Annotated in this window: 19 protein-coding genes and 1 pseudogene; 15 read left to right on the top strand and 5 right to left on the bottom strand. The window is 66.5% G+C overall.

Annotation, left to right across the window (positions count from 1 at the left end; translation table 11 throughout):
• The first annotated feature begins 92 nt into the window (after positions 1-92).
• The 8 genes from AB0L06_RS16730 to AB0L06_RS16695 all read left to right on the top strand — a co-directional run bounded on the left by AB0L06_RS16730 (position 93) and on the right by AB0L06_RS16695 (position 5,447).
• Positions 93-548 carry a PNPOx family protein gene (locus tag AB0L06_RS16730; RefSeq protein WP_500231891.1) on the top strand — a complete coding sequence of 152 codons (456 nt, stop codon included), beginning with the start codon at positions 93-95 and terminating at the stop codon, positions 546-548.
• Positions 549-856: 308 nt separating this feature from the next.
• Positions 857-1,426 (top strand): bifunctional 4-hydroxy-2-oxoglutarate aldolase/2-dehydro-3-deoxy-phosphogluconate aldolase, encoded by a 570-nt coding sequence (locus AB0L06_RS16725; RefSeq protein ID WP_500231890.1) that lies wholly within the window; start codon positions 857-859, stop codon positions 1,424-1,426.
• A gap of 185 nt (positions 1,427-1,611) precedes the next feature.
• Entirely contained in the window at positions 1,612-2,874 is a 1,263-nt protein-coding gene (locus AB0L06_RS16720) for an MFS transporter (RefSeq protein WP_500231889.1), read from the top strand.
• 15 nt (positions 2,875-2,889) lie between these two features.
• Positions 2,890-3,246: a hypothetical protein gene (locus tag AB0L06_RS16715; protein WP_500231888.1), complete on the top strand. Its 357-nt coding sequence runs from the start codon at positions 2,890-2,892 to the stop codon at positions 3,244-3,246.
• Between the two features lie 53 nt (positions 3,247-3,299).
• Positions 3,300-3,491, top strand: a complete 192-nt coding sequence (locus AB0L06_RS16710; protein ID WP_500231887.1) for a hypothetical protein — start codon at positions 3,300-3,302, stop codon at positions 3,489-3,491.
• Between the two features lie 40 nt (positions 3,492-3,531).
• The gene (locus tag AB0L06_RS16705; RefSeq protein ID WP_500231886.1) at positions 3,532-4,461 is read left to right on the top strand and encodes an STM4015 family protein; all 930 of its coding nucleotides are present in this window, start codon (positions 3,532-3,534) and stop codon (positions 4,459-4,461) included.
• A gap of 51 nt (positions 4,462-4,512) precedes the next feature.
• The gene (locus AB0L06_RS16700; protein ID WP_500231885.1) at positions 4,513-4,941 is read left to right on the top strand and encodes a hypothetical protein; all 429 of its coding nucleotides are present in this window, start codon (positions 4,513-4,515) and stop codon (positions 4,939-4,941) included.
• Positions 4,827-5,447: a hypothetical protein gene (locus AB0L06_RS16695; protein ID WP_500231884.1), complete on the top strand. Its 621-nt coding sequence runs from the start codon at positions 4,827-4,829 to the stop codon at positions 5,445-5,447. The genes AB0L06_RS16700 and AB0L06_RS16695 overlap by 115 nt, the downstream gene beginning before the upstream one ends.
• Before the next feature lie 172 nt (positions 5,448-5,619).
• Here AB0L06_RS16695 and AB0L06_RS16690 read toward each other — a convergent pair whose 3' ends face one another.
• Positions 5,620-6,036, bottom strand: coding sequence for an ATP-binding protein (locus AB0L06_RS16690; protein WP_500231883.1), 417 nt, complete (start codon positions 6,034-6,036; stop codon positions 5,620-5,622).
• A 68-nt stretch (positions 6,037-6,104) separates the two neighbouring features.
• Complete coding sequence (locus tag AB0L06_RS16685) at positions 6,105-6,419, bottom strand: hypothetical protein (RefSeq protein WP_500231882.1); 315 nt, start codon at positions 6,417-6,419, stop codon at positions 6,105-6,107.
• Positions 6,420-6,715: 296 nt separating this feature from the next.
• On the opposite strand from AB0L06_RS16685, the gene AB0L06_RS16680 reads away from it, so the two are divergent.
• From AB0L06_RS16680 to AB0L06_RS16655, 6 genes are all read left to right on the top strand, one after another.
• The gene (locus tag AB0L06_RS16680) at positions 6,716-7,576 is read left to right on the top strand and encodes a helix-turn-helix domain-containing protein (RefSeq protein ID WP_500231881.1); all 861 of its coding nucleotides are present in this window, start codon (positions 6,716-6,718) and stop codon (positions 7,574-7,576) included.
• A gap of 30 nt (positions 7,577-7,606) precedes the next feature.
• A complete protein-coding gene (locus AB0L06_RS16675; protein WP_500231880.1) occupies positions 7,607-7,816 on the top strand; it encodes a DUF397 domain-containing protein in 210 nt (69 codons plus the stop codon).
• Between the two features lie 289 nt (positions 7,817-8,105).
• Positions 8,106-8,303, top strand: coding sequence for a DUF397 domain-containing protein (locus tag AB0L06_RS16670; RefSeq protein ID WP_500231879.1), 198 nt, complete (start codon positions 8,106-8,108; stop codon positions 8,301-8,303).
• A gap of 748 nt (positions 8,304-9,051) precedes the next feature.
• Positions 9,052-9,435, top strand: coding sequence for an SCO4225 family membrane protein (locus AB0L06_RS16665; RefSeq protein WP_500231878.1), 384 nt, complete (start codon positions 9,052-9,054; stop codon positions 9,433-9,435).
• Between the two features lie 275 nt (positions 9,436-9,710).
• Positions 9,711-10,103, top strand: coding sequence for a DUF6221 family protein (locus AB0L06_RS16660; protein ID WP_500231877.1), 393 nt, complete (start codon positions 9,711-9,713; stop codon positions 10,101-10,103).
• A gap of 70 nt (positions 10,104-10,173) precedes the next feature.
• Positions 10,174-10,389 (top strand): DUF397 domain-containing protein, encoded by a 216-nt coding sequence (locus AB0L06_RS16655; RefSeq protein WP_500231876.1) that lies wholly within the window; start codon positions 10,174-10,176, stop codon positions 10,387-10,389.
• Positions 10,390-10,626: 237 nt separating this feature from the next.
• Here AB0L06_RS16655 and AB0L06_RS16650 read toward each other — a convergent pair.
• The 3 genes and pseudogenes from AB0L06_RS16650 to AB0L06_RS16640 form a co-directional block, all read right to left on the bottom strand.
• Positions 10,627-11,458, bottom strand: a pseudogene (locus AB0L06_RS16650) (serine hydrolase domain-containing protein).
• Between the two features lie 485 nt (positions 11,459-11,943).
• Positions 11,944-13,023, bottom strand: coding sequence for a hypothetical protein (locus AB0L06_RS16645; protein WP_500231875.1), 1,080 nt, complete (start codon positions 13,021-13,023; stop codon positions 11,944-11,946).
• A gap of 242 nt (positions 13,024-13,265) precedes the next feature.
• Entirely contained in the window at positions 13,266-14,216 is a 951-nt protein-coding gene (locus AB0L06_RS16640) for a sialidase family protein (protein ID WP_500231874.1), read from the bottom strand.
• A 418-nt stretch (positions 14,217-14,634) separates the two neighbouring features.
• On the opposite strand from AB0L06_RS16640, the gene AB0L06_RS16635 reads away from it, so the two are divergent.
• Positions 14,635-15,015: a hypothetical protein gene (locus AB0L06_RS16635; protein WP_500231873.1), complete on the top strand. Its 381-nt coding sequence runs from the start codon at positions 14,635-14,637 to the stop codon at positions 15,013-15,015.
• Positions 15,016-15,933 lie beyond the last annotated feature (918 nt).

Raw genomic sequence — 15,933 nt, 5'->3', positions numbered from 1 at the left:
CATTTCCCCTTGCTTATCCGGACCGATGGTCCGTATCGTACCGGCCTGGCAATCCGGACCGACGGTCCGGTTCATCGTGGGGAGGACGCTTCATGGAGCAGCAGACGGATTGGCAGGCAGCGGCGGCGCAGGCGATCAGGGACGTCCGGGCCGCGCCGGTCCAGCCGTACCTGGAGGGGAAGCCGTCCGTGCGGGTCGTGAACGTGCCCGGTCGCCGGTCCGGCGAGCCGCGGCCGTTCGGCATCAACGTGACGATGCTCGACGGCCGCCTGTACCTGTGCTCGGCGATCCGCCGACGCGACTGGGTGCGCAACCTCGTCGCCGCCGGCGCGTGCACCATCGAACGGGACGCCCCGGACGGAACGGACGCCCGATACACCGCCACCCTGCTCGAGGGGATGGAGGCGGCCCGCGCGCTGGCGGTCTACCTGCCGCAGGCCGGATACGTCGACCCGGAACTGCCGTTCGCGGTCGACGCAACAATCGAGGAGATCGTCCCGCACACGCCGTCCACGACCGTGTTCCGCCTGGACCCCGAGCGTCCCTGACACGATTCGCCGGAATCGGGCCCGCACCGCACGTCCAATCGTGATCTTCCTGCAGCACAATCCCCGGTAGGCGAACGAAAGGGCGGCGGGAACGATGAACGAGCCATCGGACCGGTGCGGGCGCCGGCCCGTCGAGCACCCGCCACGGACCACCTCGTCCGCTCGGCGTTCAGGCGCTGGGCCGCTGCCGGAGTTCGTCCGGTGACCGGCACCGGCGCCCGCGAGGACGTTCAAGGCGCGGCCGACGGATCTAGCATGGGCAGTGGAACCGGCTGGGCGGCCGGTTTTGACGTGGGCGGGGGTCTGGCATGGGCGGACGTGTGATCGCGATCCTGCGGGGCTCGGACGACCGGTACGTGCTCCCCGCCTCGCGCGTCCTGATGGAGGCCGGCCTCATGCTGGAGGTCCAGCTGCCGACCCCCGGCGCGCTCGCCGCGATCGAGGCCCTGGACGGCGCGGGCGCGGGCACCGTCATCACCCGCTCCGACGCCGCCGACGCGATCGCCGCCGGAGCGTCCTTCCTGGTCACGCCGGGTGTGATGGCCGACGCCATCAAGTACGGCAACGACCACGGCGTGCCGGTCTACGCGGGCGCGCTCACCCCGACCGAGGTCTGGGACGCGCACCGCGCCGGAGCGGACTACGTCAAGGTCTTCCCGGCGGCCAGTGTCGGCCCCGGCTACATCTCCGCGCTGCGCCAGCCGTTCCCGGAGCCCAAGTACGTCGCGGTCGGCGGCATCAAGCTCCCCCAGGCCCCCGACTACCTGGCCGCCGGAGCCGTCGCCGTCGGCGCCGACGCGCCGCTGGTCGGGGACGTCCTCAGGACCGGCGACCTCGGCGCCCTGCGCGAACGCGCCCACGCCTGGGCCGCCCTCTGACCTGAGCATCTTTCGTATCGCCCGCAGGCCGCAACCGGGTGCCGACGCGCGAACGGGCGATCGCCGCCTTCCCCGTGTGAAGGCGTGAGGCGGGCGTCCCGGTTTCGGCAACGACAGTTGCTGTTTCATGGGGCGCGGAATCAGCCTGGATCTGGAATTGATCAACGGATCCAGGAGACCCGTACATGCACTCCCCCAGCTCTGACCGGACGACCGTCCCGTCACCCGGCCCCGACGCCGACTCCGACTCCGACGCCGTCCCGGCACGCGTCGCGCGGCGGGGCCTTCCGCTGCCCGTGTACCTGCTGGCCTTCAGCCTGTTCGGGATGGGCAGCGCCGAGTTCCTGGTCGCCGGAGTCCTGCCGGACATCGCGGGCGACCTGCGGATCTCGCTGCCGTCCGCCGGGTGGCTGATCTCCGCGTACGCGATCGGCGTGGTCGTCGGCGGACCGCCCCTGGCCGTCCTGACACTGCGCTGGCCGCGCCGGACAACCCTCGTGACCACGCAGTTCCTCTTCGCCGCCGCCGCGGCGGCCGGTCTACTGACCCACGACTACGTCCTGTTCCTGGCGACACGGTTCGTCTGCGGGCTCGCCTACGCCGGGTACTTCGCGGTCGCGACGGTCACGGCGATCGGGCTCGTCCCGTTCAACCGGACGGCCCGCGCGTCCGGCGTCGTCGTCAGCGGTCTCGGCCTCGCGATGGTGCTGGGCGGACCGGCCGGGGCACTGCTGAGCCACTTCACCGGATGGCGCGGCGGCTTCTGGGCCGTCGTGGCTCTTACTTGCGTGGGCGCCGTCCTGACTCTGACCGCCGTGCCGTCGACGAACGCGGGCGTCAGGCCGAGCGTCCGCCGCGAACTGCGCACCCTGCGGCGTCCGCGCCTGTGGCTCGTCTTCGCCGTCACCCTGCTGAGCACCGCCGCCTACATGATCACGTACAACTACCTGGCGCCGCTGCTGCGCGACGTCACGGGTGTCGCGGACGTGTGGGTCCCGGGCGTCCTGACGCTGTTCGGAGTGGGCTCCTTCGTCGGTCTCTCGTGGGGCGGACGGATCTCCGACAGGCGTCCTCACCAGGCGCTCCTCATCGGTGGCATCGGCATCGCGGTGGTCTCCGCGCTGATCGCGACGTTCGCCGGACAGGCCGTCGTCGCGATCCCGCTGGTGCTGCTCCTCGGGGTCGCCGGTTTCGTCCTGAACCCGGCCCAGTACGGACGGGTCTTCGCCCTCGCGTCGGGGGCGCCCACGCTGGCCGGGGCCACCACCGTCTCCATGTTCCAGCTGGGGATCAGCCTCGTCCCGCTCCTCGCGGGCATCGCCCTGGACGCGGGCGCCGGCCTTTCCTTCCTGCCCTGGATCGGCGTGGCCCTGGCGCTGCTCGCCGTCCTGACCGTCCTGCTCGACCGGCGAAATGTTGATCTTCCGGACATGGCACGGGAGGGGTGACTACGATCGTCCGGCATGTCGATCGAACGCCTGTTCCAAGGCGGCGCCGTGCCGTCCGAGAGCCGTATCGACGACCTCGCGGTGGTCGAGTTCGACGGCCGTCCTCTCGTGGTCTGCGTGTCGGGCCCCGAGGACGTGTGGACCTGGGACGTCCTCAAGGACGAGTGGACCGAGCGCCCTCTGGAACCTCTGCGTGAGTACGACGAAGAGGACGAAGAGGACGAGGACGAGACGGACGAGCACTGGCAGACGCTCCCCGCACACTCGGACGACATGCTCAACGCCAAGGTCGCGCGGTTCGGCGGCCGGACCCTCGTGGCGTCGGTGACCCGCGACGAGGTTCAGGTGACCGACCTGGAACGTGCCGAATAGCTGCACATGCTCACCGCTTCGGCCCCGTACACCGCCGTCGCGCTCACGAGACCGTGGTCGCGGCGGCGACCGACGAGGGTGAGCTCTGGCGCTGGAGCCTGGACGACGGCCGTCCGATCGGCGACCCGATCAAGGCCCACGACACCGGTGTCCGGGCCATGGACGCCGTCGAGGTCGACGGCCGCCCGCTCGCCGTGACCGCCGGCCGGGGCGGCGTCGTCCACATCTGGAACCTCACTCCCTGACCTCAGAGCTCGCCACACCGAACGGAAGAGGAGAATCCCCGTGTCCGGCAGGAGCCGCAAGACGACATTCCACGGCCTGCCCGTGAAGGACTTCTATCCGGACCGTCGCGGCGACATCGTGGCGGAAGAGGCCGCCTGGCTTCTGGAGGCCGAACTCTCCGGGCCTCCCGAGCTCCCCGAGGTCTTCGAATCGTTCCTCAAGGAGACCGACAGCACCCAGGTGAGTGCCCTGCTCATCGGTTTCACCGGATTCGAAGGCCCAACCGGTGCCGAGATCCTGAAGGACGTCGCCGACCGGTTCCCGCAGTTGCGGGCGCTGTCACTCGGCCACGAAGAGGATTTCGGCTTGATGGAGGAGTCCGACGACTTCACGCCGATCCTCGAACTCTTTCCGCAGCTCGAACGGTTGGACGTCCGGGGGAAGCTCGACCTGGAGTTCCGTCCCGTCCGGCACGAGGCGCTGAAGACCCTGCGGGTCGAGTCGTGCAACCTTCCGGCCGAGGTCATGCATGCCATCGCGGCCAGCGACCTGCCCGCACTGGAACGCCTCGACGTATGGCCCGGCGTCGACGACGACCGGATCGAAACCGCCGACGAAGCCAACCTGGGAGCCATCCTGACCGGCGAGCGGCTGCCGTCGCTGCGCAGCCTCGCCTTGGAGAACAGCGGCCGCCAGGACGAGATCGCCGTCGAGATCGCCACCGCCCCCGTCGTGGCCCGCCTGCGCCAGCTGAGCCTGGCCCGGGGAACCTTCAGCGACCGAGGCGCCGAAGCCCTCCTCACCGGCCAGCCACTCACCCACCTCGAACACCTCGACCTCCACCACCACTACCTCTCCGACGCCATGATGAACCGGCTCCGGGCCGCCCTCCCCACCACCGAGATCGACCTCGCCGACGGACGTGGCGAATGGCAGGGCCCGTTCGACTTCGAGGTCTTCAACTACGTCGCGGACGGCCGGGACTTCTGACGCCCAGGCCCTCACCGAACCCATCACACGACAGCTGAGCGAGAGGTATCGATGTCCCGGGAGCACACCAAGGAATTCCACGGCCTGCCAGTGGTCTGGTTCGATCCGAACCAACGACACAACGTCGTCGCGAAGGAATCCGCCTGGGACGTCCACGCCGACTTTCTCGGCTCGCCGACCCTCGCCGAGGTCTTCGCGTCCTTCTTCGAGAAGACCGACAGCACCCAGGTGACCGCCCTGGTCATCAGCTTCATCGGGTTCGAAGACCGTGGAGGCCCGACCGCCATCGAAGTCCTGATGGACGTCGCCGACCGGTTCCCCGGGTTGCGGGCCCTGTCGATCGGCCACGGCAGGACTTCTGCGGGATGGCGACGTTCGGCGACTTCACGCCCGTACTCGAACGGTTCCCGAAGCTCGAACGACTGGACGTCCGTGGACGGTACGACCTGGAGTTCCGTCCCGTCCGGCACGAGGCGCTGAAGACCCTGCGGGTCGAGTCGTGCAACCTTCCGGCCGAAGTCCTGCGCGCGATCGCGGCCAGCGACCTGCCCGCACTGGAACGCCTGGACGTCTGGCTCGGCGTCGACGACAACCGCGTCGACGTCGCGGAGGAGACGGACCTGGGAGCCATCCTGACGGGTGAGCGGCTACCCGCGCTGCGCAACCTCGCCCTGGAGAACAGCTGCCTCCAGGACGAGATCGCCGTCCAGATCGCCACCGCCCCCGTCGTGGCCCGCCTGCGTCGGTTGAGCCTGGCCCGGGGATCCTTCAGCGGCCGAGGCGCCGAAGCCCTCCTCGCCGGACAACCCCTCACGCACCTCGAACACCTCGATCTCCACCACCACTTCCTCTCGGACGCCATGATGGACCGGCTCCGGGCCGCCCTCCCCACCACCGAGATCGACCTCGACCATGGACGCGGCGAATGGGACGGCCCGTTCGACGAGGAGTCCTTCACCTTCGTCGAGGACGGCCGGGACTTCTGACACACACGATGCAGGGCCCGCCCACCACAAGGTGAGCGGACCCGCATCGCCGTGCCCCACCGACCGAACTCATCGCGACGAACCACACCCACAGCAGAGGCTGAGCCACTCCCCCGCCGTGCCGACCCGATGCAGAGTCAGACGCCGGGGCTCTGACAGTGTCGCTGCGAGATCAGGGCTGCGCCTCCGTGCCCGTGCAGACCGGCACTTCGAACCAGACCCGCCATCGCCGAAGCTGACCGTCATGCACCCGCACCGCTCCGGAACGGTCGGTCATCATGGCCACCAGCCCCAGACCGCGCCCCGACTCCGCGCACAGGTCTGCGTCCTCAAACGCGTCCTCCTTGCACGGCACCAACGGAACGCCCACCGCGCCACCGTCATCGGTGATGTCCACCCGAACGGCATGCGCAGCCTCGAACTCCGAGGCGTGCACCGTGTGAACGGCCACGTCCACTCCGCCGCCGTCACGACCGGACGCGGTGTGCCGCGCGGCGTTCGAGACGATCTCCGCCACCGCCAGATCCACGGCGTCCATGTCCACCGGCAGTGCGTGCGCCGACACCCATTTCTGCACCTGCGCGCGCACCGCCCGAACGTCCAGCCCGCCTTCACACTGCGGAGCCAGCCGCCGCGACACCACCGCACCCCAGACCATCACCGCACGACCCCGGCGATCCGCGCCGCAGCCATCGCCGACTCGTCCGCCGCCGCCCAGCTCCCCAGCCAGCCGAACACCCACCGGCCGTGGACGTCCCGCGTCACGGTCACCGAGAACCACCGTCCCGACACCGGCGCCAACACCATCAACACCGGCTCACCCGAACACGGCGAGACCAGACGCGCTTCCCGCTTGAAGTGCCGCAGGTCAGCCAGCAACCCGATCCGCTCCAGCGTCACTCCGGACACCGCTTCCACGGCCCCCGTCTTCGCCAGCGATGCCCCGGGCACCGCGTCCGATAGGTTGTGCATTGGTCCGACTCCTTACTAGTCGGGCAAGGCCCCGGCACTGGTGATGACGCACCGTTGTGCCGGGGCCGCCTGCGTTCGCGCCACTCCCAACGCGATGCCGCGGCGTTCCCAGAGCGCAGGTCAGCGGGGCCCACTCTCGCGCGGTTCCACCGGCTCGGCTCAACCACGCCAGAGGTTTCCCCGTCTACATGACTGCGCTCCGTAAGGAGTGGCATCCTCTGTGTCGTCAACACTGCAACAGGGAACACCTATTCAGCAAGTCCCAACCGGCAATTTCCCAGTTCGGGGAGGCTCTTGTGTCGATTCGTCCCACTCCGACGGTGCGCGCCCGCCGCCTGCGTTACGAGTTGAGGCGACTCCGGGAAGCGCGGGCGCTCACCATCGAGCAAGTAGCCCAGAGAGCCGAGGGCGACTTCAGCACGTCAACCATCAGCCGCTGGGAAACCGGGGACAGACGGATCAAGCCGACCGACCTTCGCCGGTTGCTGGAGATCTACGAGATCGAAGAGCAGAAGCGAGACGTCCTGTTGACGCTCGCGCGGGAGGCCCGGCAACGTGGCTGGTGGCAGAAGTACGGCACCGCCGTGCCGTCCTGGTTTCAGTTCTTCGTAGGCCTTGAGAGCGAGTGTTCCCTGGTCAAAACCTACGAGTCGGAGTTGATCCCTGGCCTGCTCCAGACACCGGACTACCACCGTGCATTCCTGCGGACGGCTCCCGCCGCCAACGACGACGCCGAGATCGAGCGCAAGATCAAGGTCCGCATGGAGCGACAGGAGCGACTCACGTCGGACACTCCACTCCACCTCTGGGCCGTGATCAACGAAGCGGTGATCCGTCGGGTCGTCGGGGGACGCGAAGTGATGCGCGACCAGCTCCAGCACGTCGCCGCCTTGGCCGAACTGCCACACGTCAACGTTCAAGTGCTGGCGTTCAGAAGCGGGGCACACGCTGCCATGGACGGGTCGTTCACGATGCTGTGCTTTCCGGAAGCCTCAGATTCCGATGTCGCGTACGTCGAGAACCAAGCGGGTGGCCTCTATCTTGAAGAAGAGGCAGAGGTGGGCCGTTATAACCTCATGCATGGGCATCTCGTCGCGAAAGCTCTCGACCCCGACGAGTCACGCGTGATGATCGCCCGCGCAGCCGAAGAGATCTGACGACCCCGATCGAGGAAGGGGTGCGAGCCGATGGACATGCACCAGCCCGGAATGTCCCGCGCCGTGTGGCGGAAGAGCAAGAGAAGCAACAACGGCGGCAACTGCGTCGAGGTGGCCGACCTCCAGTCCGGCATCGGCGTCCGAGACAGCAAGGCGCCGGACGCCGGACGGCTCACCCTGAGCCGTGACGGGTGGGCGGCGCTCACCGCCCGCGCGAAGAACGGCGATCTCGACCTCTAGAACCTATGCGTGGGCCTCCGCATGATCCGGGGGCTCACGCATAAGGTGACTGGAACCAGACAGCACGAGCAGGGGCAGATAGATCCGCTTCAACGAATGCCCGCGCACCGTGGCGCCGCCACGCTCCAGGTCATTCCCTATGCTGCGGGTGCACATCCGGGCCTGGTTGGCTCCTCCTCGTCCTTCACTTCACTGAGGCCGACGGCCCGAGCATCGCCTTCAGCCCGGAAGTATCCCGAGGGCTCATGACGACCATCCCGAGCCAGTACAAGGATGAAAGTAGGCACGAGTGGTCATCCCGCCGGATCTGTCCAGCGTCCAGTGGCGCAAGAGCAGGCACAGCAGCGGCAACGGTGAGTGCGTTGAACTCGCCGACATGCATACTTTCGTCGCCATCCGCGACAGCAAGGACCCCTCCGGCCCCGTACTCAGCCTCCCTGCGGACAAGTGGCACCACTTCACGCGGAGCCTGAGGGACCTCGCCTAGGACGCCAGCCCCTCCAGCCCCCTCTGCCCCGCTGGCCAAGGGGGTTCAGAATGCGTGAGACCTTCCCTATCTAGATCAAGCCGCCCACCCCTGGCTCTCACCCTCCGGGCGCTCGCCTCCCCACGCGCACCCGCACACCACGGTCGCGCCAGGCGACAGCGATGCCCGTACATTCCAGGCCGGGTGCGCTCGTGGGCTTCGCAATATCAATATCGGGGAGGGGAAGGGGACCTCTTCGCGTCCCTCCCTGCCCCCTTCTCCCCCGCCCTGGTCTGCCCCCACAGCTCCGCTTGGCGAGTCATCCCCCGCCCGCGGGGCCGTTCCACGGTCGATTTCGCGCGCCCCGTCGGCGCGCCACCCCGCTCCCGCGCGTCGCTCCCGGCGCTTCAGCGCCCTCCCGCTCTGCTGCCTCCCCAGCAGCCACCCTCTCCGCAGCGCACTCATATCACTGCACCGGACAGCCCGGATGCCTGTTTTATGCCCATTTGGGCTATATCATCCTTCTTGGCTGGAGGGGTGGGCTGAGCCCACCTTGTCCCGGCATCAGGGGTCGCAGCGGCCGCACTGTCGCCGACTGCCACCGACACCACAAAGTTCGGCCACCCAACGATCCATCCCCCCCCCCGACCAGCCGACCAAAAATCCGGTCTGGATGACTCCGAGGCCGTAGTCATGCGTATTGCAGGCCGTATTGAAAAGAAGTCGTGGGCGGGGGCCGGACCGAACGTAATAGCTAGTATTTAAGAGGATGTGGTGGCATGAGTGTCGAGTACGCCCATGCCGCCACACCCCTTCACCTCTGGGGATTTTAGGTTTGAAGAAAGTAATTCTTCGGCCCGGCTTTATGGCGGGGTTCGTGTCCGGGGTCTATTTGCTGGCAGTGCTGGTTGCGGCAATCGCCGTACTACAATCGCGTCATCCTGGCGATCTGTCTGGCGATATGAGCGGGCTCGGACTCATACTCGTCACAATGCCCACCTCAATCCTCTTGCTGCTTTTGCCGCGGCCCGGTCTTTATGGTGGGGTGTTCCTTCTAGTGGGCGCTGGCGTAGCGCAAGCCCTCCTTGTCTGGTTCGCGATTCGTGCCGCGATCCGAGACATGGTGGCCGCCTGGCGCGATCGGGCCAAGTAGTGCGATTGAAGTCGGGGCGTGATGGCCTGAACGGTGAGGCGGGTGATCTTTACCGATTGGCGCAGCGGTCGGAGACGAGGCCGGCGACGGCGAGGGCGGTCGACGCGTAGTGTTCGCGGCGGCCGATCCAGCGTTGCCGAGTTCTCGACTGCTTGGGTTCGGCGACGGCGCGCTCGACGCAGCTCCTTGAGGACGGTTGGGCTCTGCGTGCGGTGCCCCACGCTGCGATCTCTTTTGGGGAGGCGTGCTTGCAGGAGATCCATCAGGATGTTCCCATGAACGAGGACATCGTTGGCTTTCTGCGGACACGCTTCGACGAGGACGACGACCTCGCACGTCGAAGCGACGGCGACGGTTGCGGACAATGGATAGCGAACGGCTGGACAGTGGACTTCTGCCAGAGCGACATCTCCGGCTTCCACCCGACCATCGCCAAGCACGTCGCACGACACGATCCAGAGCGGGTTCTCCGCGAGGTCGCGGCCAAGCGACGCACGCTGGACCGCCACTCACGCAGCTCAACCGCAAACGGTCCAAAGCTGCCCCGGGGCAACCGGAACCACTGCCGGTACGACGGAAAAGCCTGGCCCTGCCCAGATCTACTGGACCTAGCCCTGCCCTACGCCGATCACCCCGACTATCGCCCCGGCTGGAAGCCATCTCACTGACACCAAGCACAACACCTACGCCCATCTCGGCGAACCACTGCCGTGCACGCTCTCGTTAGGAGGTCACGCCTTGACCTTGACTGAGGATCTCTCCCGAGCTGCATGGCGGAAGAGTTCACGATCCAATTCCTCCCCGACTGAGTGTGTGGAGCTTGCTCGATTGAGCCTTGGGGTCGCCGTGCGTGACTCTGTGGATCCCGAGGGACCGAAGCTCATGCTCTCGGAAGCCGCGTGGGCCGAGGTATTGATCCAGGTCCGGACCAGCGGTGGACACATATCCGTCTGACGCTCATCCCCCAACCAAATCAAGCCCCCGCGGCTCGCACACCACAGCCACGAGGCGTGAGGATGACGCCCGCCCCGGACGAACCGGGGCGGCAGTGGCTTCACCCGATCCGAGGGAAGGCGACCGCTCGTTCGGCGAGGAGGTCTTCGAACTCGTCGAGGACGGCCGGGATTTCTGACGCGGACGACGCAGGGCCCGTCCACCACGAGAGGGTGGGCGAGCCCGTGGCGGCGTGGGTCAACGGGTGCAGAGGGCGGTGTACAGGGCGCGTTGGTGGTCGAGGGCGCCGGTGGCGTTGGCCTGGGTGAGCATCGCGGGTGACAGCAGCTTCCCGCCGAGCAGGGCCGTGTAGAAGCGGTTCAGGTCGGCGGACGTGGTGACGCCCTGCCCGTTGGCGTCCGCCTGGGACGGCGACCACTCGGTGACATCGGCAGTGACGAGCCCGCCCTTGACACCCTTGAGCTGCATGTAGCCGCAGGCGTGCGGCCGGCGCAGACCGTAGTCGTTGGGGCCAGGGAAGTAGGTGTCCCGCATCCCGGCTTTCTCAAAGACCCGCTGCCGGACCTCCTGCTGCCACGAATGGCCGGTCAGTTTCTCGATGACCAGCCCGAGTACCACGTAGCCGGTGTTGGAGTAGGCCCAGCCCTTCCCCGGCGGGAAGTTCGGCCCCTTGGAGAAGCCTCGAGCCAGCAGGTCACTGCGGTCGTAGTGCCGGAACGGCTGGAAGTTCGCGGCGTCGGGGACCTCCTCGGTGTAGTTGTGCAGGCCGCTGGTGTGCTGGAGCAGCTCCCGCACAGTGATCTTGTGGTCGTCCCCGGCGCGTGGGGGGGATGACGCCCGGCAGGACGGTGCCGACCGGCGCGTCCAGGGAGACCTTGCCCTCCTGCGCGAGCTGCAGGACGACGGTGGACACCATCGGCTTGATGTTGCTGGCCATGCGAAGGTGCCCGCGCGGTCCCGGCATCGGCCCTCCGGTCTCCCGGTCCCCGACCCCGCTGCGCAGGTCCATCGGACGCCCTCGGTCGACCACCACCGCCGAGGCGCCGGGCAGCCCGTCCGCCTTCGTCATCCGGTCGAGCGCGTTCTGGAGTTCCTGCCGTCCCGCCACCTCTCCACCGGAAGGTTGCGCCGCCGCCGTACCAACGACCGCCGTGGCCGCCGCACATACCGTCAGCGCGGAAATCAAGACTCGTCGCATGCCTCGAACCTAGAAACGAGCCCGACGCGGGAACACCGGCCCAGCCCCCACGTCCATAGTGGGGCTAGGGCCCTGGATCGTCTGACATAGAACAGCACTCGACTTATCTCCAGGTCCGCGTCGGGCGGTTGTGACGTGTGCTGCTTGGCTTGTTGATGAGATCGCAGCGACAGTGCTCGGAGACGTCGCTTCGTCGGAGGGATGCGCTCCACGCTGACGGGGGAGGGTGGGCTGCAGCAGTAGGCGAGCAGGCGGCCCACGAAGGAGGATCTGGCGTCCGGTCGTGAGCGCAGCCATGTGGGGGCGAGCTACCCCCGATGGGATGTCAGGCTGTTCGCGAGTTGGGCGGGCGGGGGCTATGCCTGGCCGGTATCGAGGTAGGAGAGTTCGATGTTGCTGTTCTCCGGGATGGCCTCGAAAGTGAGGATGTCGGTGTCGGCGTCGGCGCGGAAGACTATGTATCTGTCCTCACGGCACCAGGTCCCGATCGCCTGGTCGTAGGGCGGGCTCAACGAGACGCTCTTGCTGTAGTCCTGGGTGTAGCTCTCCGTGCTGCCGGTGGTGGTGGTGACGTTGAGGTCGCGTCCGAACGCACCGCTGACGCTGAGTCCGAAGCCCTCGAAGGAGAAGCCGGCGCTGGCGGTGATGTTCCAGTGCGTGGATTCGGAGATCGCCTTGCTCTTTTCGGTCGTCACCCCCCAGGTGGTGGACCAGGTGTAGGTCTCGCTCTTGCCCGCGGCGTAGGTTCCCCACTTCACCAGTCGCCAGCGTGACCACCGTTTGATGATGTAGTAGGGGGAGTGTTCGGCCTGCCAGTCGGTGTCCTTGTGGGTGTCCTTCTTGATAAGGAAGAACGGCACGGCGGCGACGGCGACGAGTTGGCCGGGCTCGGGCGGCTCGTAGTTGGGCGGCGGGTTCATGTCCTTGAGCTTGGGTGATTTCAGCGGGGTGCTGTCGCCATGGCCCAAGTTCAGCACCTCGTCATAGGAGAAGGTCTCCTCGGCGATCCACAGGTCGGTGCCGTCGGTCTGCTTGTCGTCGACGAATCCGACGGTGTCGCCGTCTTCGACGGCTTGGATGTATTGGGCGGTGAGGGTGTTGCGCAACCGGAGGCCACCGGATGCGGTGTCGTCCTTGAGACTCCACTGGGTCCGGGCGGTGTCCTTCCCCCAGTGGGCAGGTGTGTCACACATGTAGTCGGGGCTGCTCTCACTCCTCACACCGGCGATCACACCCAGCGGCGCGCCGAATGCCCCCTTGCCCGCCTTGGAGACGCACAGGAGGTGGCGGGCGGGGTCTCTGGACGCCGAGAACAGCACGAATTCCGGCGCGGGTGTGGCGGGTGTGTGATGGACCAGGGCGGTGCTCCAGTCCAGGTAGGTTCCGTACTTGCTGTTCCTGAAGCGATAGCGCTTTCCCACGACCGGCAGTGCCATGACGTCGTCAGTCCTTTCGTGTCCTGTGCGGGCTTGGCTGGCAGTCTGAAGGGGGCGGTCTCCCCACGCGGGTAGGACGTCCTGTCGGGTCTCCCGCGGGACGCGTGGTGGAGTTGGCCGCCGTGCTGGCCCGGGTCCGCGGATCACAACGTCGACGTCGTTGTGATCGTGGGCGGTCCGCCAGGATTGGAGCTTTCGCCGCCGGGTGGTGGTGTCCGTCGCGGGTGGCCTGGCGACGGTCTCTACTGTCCCTCAGCCCAGTCGATGGCGCAGTAGAGGCGCTTGCGGAAGGTGGCCAGGGAGAAGACGCGGCTCTGGTCGGCGGACAGAGTCTGCCCGATGATCAGAGGTTCGGACCATGTGGTACCGCCGTCGGTGGACGTCGAAGAATTGAGCACCGCCAACGTCTCATCGATTCGGATCGTTACACAGACCAGGGTGCTGCCGTCGAAGGTTCCCATCAGCCCGGCGCTGATTTTGTCTGCCCGAATCGTCGGGATCTCAGTTTGCTCGCTCCATTGTTTTCCGTCATAGGTCTGGTATTGGAATTTTTTCCCGTCGTCATCGGGGGTCACATTGTAAAGCGTGTCGTCGACCACGGAGATGTTCGGCTGACCGTAGGGCACGGCGTCGGTAGGTGCGAGCTTCTTCCATGTCGACCCGTCGAACGAGGCACATTCCGGTTCGTGCTCCCCGGCGCAGGCCACGATAATCTCCCCGCGAAATACGGCGGCCGAGAAATGCTGGCCCTTGGCCGCGAGGATGTCGGTCGGGATCTGCTGAGGCGTATTCCACGTCTCGGCGTCTTTGCTCGACGACCACGAGTTCCCTCCGGGGAGTGAGGCGAACACGTAGAGACTTGGCTGTCCGCCCTTGGGGGTATAGGCGACGATCGCCGATTCTCTGATGTTCTTCGGGAGATTATGCTTCACCGCGTACCACGCCAGGCCATCCTTGGTCGCCATCATCCGGCCGTTACTGGCAGACGAAGTGGCGCTCTCGAAGCAGCAAAGTGCAGGGTTCGCCAGTTCGGGAGTGATGACCGCGAGCGAGGGGCCGACACTCGTGGTGTTCTCGGGAAGATATTGATCCCTCGACCACTTCTCTCCGTCGAAGTAGCGGATGATGGCGAAACGCTTGTATGCCTGCGGGGCCTTCTCGTCGAAGTGGGCTATGGTCCCGTCATCGCTCATCAGAGTTCTCCTTGGATGCTCACCAGTGCCGTGGAGGCGCCTCATCGACCGACGCCCCTCATGGCGGAGATTTGTGCGAGTTCAGTGGGATGTCCTCCATCGAGAACCTCCCCGGTTCATTCGGTTTCTAGCCACTCCGATTCACCCCAAACGACACCTCAAGCAAGTCGCATTCGAGTGAATCCGGGAAATACCTATCCCTATGGCGTCTATATAGACAAACCAGGCAGTGTCGATATCTCCGCAGGTCGGTGCGGGGGTCGGGGTGGATGACTCGCTCCGCACCGGGCACCACGGGCAGCTGGACGGGCATAGAACGGTCTCTCGCGGGGCAGTAGCAGAACGACAAGCATGCAGTGCCTCTGAAGCCACCCTCGGGATCCTCGAGGGCCGGGCCAGTGCAGCAGAATGGATCGTGATGTCGGAAGAAATCACCAAAGACGACGCCGAGGCGAAAGCGGGCACGCTTCTCAGCCATATCTATCTCCACAACTTCACCGGGAAGGAGGTGAAGTGGGCCACCTTGAAGAACGAGAGTCCGGGCCTACACACACACGATGTCCATGATCTCGCCAGCGGAACAAAGGTGAAGATGTTCGATGTGATGTGGAAGGCAGGCGCCAAGCATTGGTGGACGTTGGAGTTCTCCGTCGACGACGTGCTGTACAAGAGTGACAGGTTGCGGTGCGATCTGAAGTCGGAGGACAGCGTCAGGAACACGGCCATCAGCTTCGACCTCACCGTGATGCGGGTTCAGCGGTTTAAGAGCCCGTGTTCCGGGGCTGTCCGCCGCAAGTAGTTGCCACAGGACGTGGCGGACAATCCAGTCATTCCGGCGCACAACGTCCACGGGACCGTGTCGCAGCAGTCTCAGCGAGACCGCCTCCCGCAGCCTCGCCCCATCCCGGCCTGGGTGTTGAGGCGGGGGCGGCCCGTCGCGTGCCGCTCGGGTCAAGGGCACGCCTGCGCCGCGCGCCGGTCACGTATGTGCACTCACGGCCAAAGTATCACCGACCGTATAGAAGTCGGATTTTGGGCGATATCGGAATGTACTTTGCATATCGGTCATCCTTCTTGTCGCGTCCCACCTGAGTCCCGTCCCGCCCAAAGGGGTCCCGGATCCCTGCAAAGTGGCCCCCGGTCGACAGTGGTCCCAGTCGGCCCGGATCGGGTGGGGGTGTGCCGACGTTTTGGCCTCTAGATCTCGCTCGATCCGATGGGCGTGCGCAGGGCCGGTGATCGACGTGCCCTTGACTGCGGAACGCGGCCCGCGCTTCCCAATGCCGAGGGGGTTTGATCAGCTGCTTGGCGGCCGGGGGCACGCCGAGGGTTGCTGCTGACGGACCAAAGGTTCCTCATACCGGACCAAAGGATGCTCCGGAATCTATGCGGCGGTGAGCCCTTGCAATGCAGGTGGACTGGCGGGGGCATGTTCCGGCTGTGCTGGTGGAGGTTCGGGGAACTCAGTGGTCACTTCTCAACAGGACCATTCGTGGATTCTGACCCTGGTGCGGGCTAGCGCGCAACGCCTGGTGATCTGTGGATCTCCCGCGTGTTGACGGGAAGCGATGATCTCATTTGCCCCGTGCCGGGTACGGGAGTGGAAGCGCCACCGGCGCGGACCGCCGGCGATACGGCGTCGCCTCGGCACGGTGAGATGCGGGAGTTCTGCCTGGTGGCCTCCGGGTGTTGCCGAGACCAAACCGAAAGGCGTGGG

Origin of the sequence: Spirillospora sp. NPDC052269 (assembly GCF_040679435.1) — a bacterium.
Taxonomy (GTDB): domain Bacteria; phylum Actinomycetota; class Actinomycetes; order Streptosporangiales; family Streptosporangiaceae; genus Spirillospora.
The sequence above is the reverse complement of the archived record's forward strand: the minus strand, read 5'-3'. Positions and strand labels throughout refer to the sequence as shown.

Bases quoted from the DNA above. Each gene is read 5' to 3' on its own strand.
- AB0L06_RS16730 (WP_500231891.1), top strand. From the start codon at position 93: ATGGAGCAGCAGACGGATTGGCAGGCAGCGGCGGCGCAGGCGATCAGG.
- AB0L06_RS16725 (WP_500231890.1), top strand. From the start codon at position 857: ATGGGCGGACGTGTGATCGCGATCCTGCGGGGCTCGGACGACCGGTAC.
- AB0L06_RS16720 (WP_500231889.1), top strand. From the start codon at position 1,612: ATGCACTCCCCCAGCTCTGACCGGACGACCGTCCCGTCACCCGGCCCC.
- AB0L06_RS16715 (WP_500231888.1), top strand. From the start codon at position 2,890: ATGTCGATCGAACGCCTGTTCCAAGGCGGCGCCGTGCCGTCCGAGAGC.
- AB0L06_RS16700 (WP_500231885.1), top strand. From the start codon at position 4,513: ATGTCCCGGGAGCACACCAAGGAATTCCACGGCCTGCCAGTGGTCTGG.
- AB0L06_RS16695 (WP_500231884.1), top strand. From the start codon at position 4,827: ATGGCGACGTTCGGCGACTTCACGCCCGTACTCGAACGGTTCCCGAAG.
- AB0L06_RS16685 (WP_500231882.1), bottom strand. From the start codon at position 6,419: ATGCACAACCTATCGGACGCGGTGCCCGGGGCATCGCTGGCGAAGACG.
- AB0L06_RS16675 (WP_500231880.1), top strand. From the start codon at position 7,607: ATGGACATGCACCAGCCCGGAATGTCCCGCGCCGTGTGGCGGAAGAGC.
- AB0L06_RS16665 (WP_500231878.1), top strand. From the start codon at position 9,052: ATGTGGTGGCATGAGTGTCGAGTACGCCCATGCCGCCACACCCCTTCA.
- AB0L06_RS16660 (WP_500231877.1), top strand. From the start codon at position 9,711: ATGAACGAGGACATCGTTGGCTTTCTGCGGACACGCTTCGACGAGGAC.
- AB0L06_RS16645 (WP_500231875.1), bottom strand. From the start codon at position 13,023: ATGGCACTGCCGGTCGTGGGAAAGCGCTATCGCTTCAGGAACAGCAAG.
- AB0L06_RS16640 (WP_500231874.1), bottom strand. From the start codon at position 14,216: ATGAGCGATGACGGGACCATAGCCCACTTCGACGAGAAGGCCCCGCAG.
- AB0L06_RS16635 (WP_500231873.1), top strand. From the start codon at position 14,635: ATGTCGGAAGAAATCACCAAAGACGACGCCGAGGCGAAAGCGGGCACG.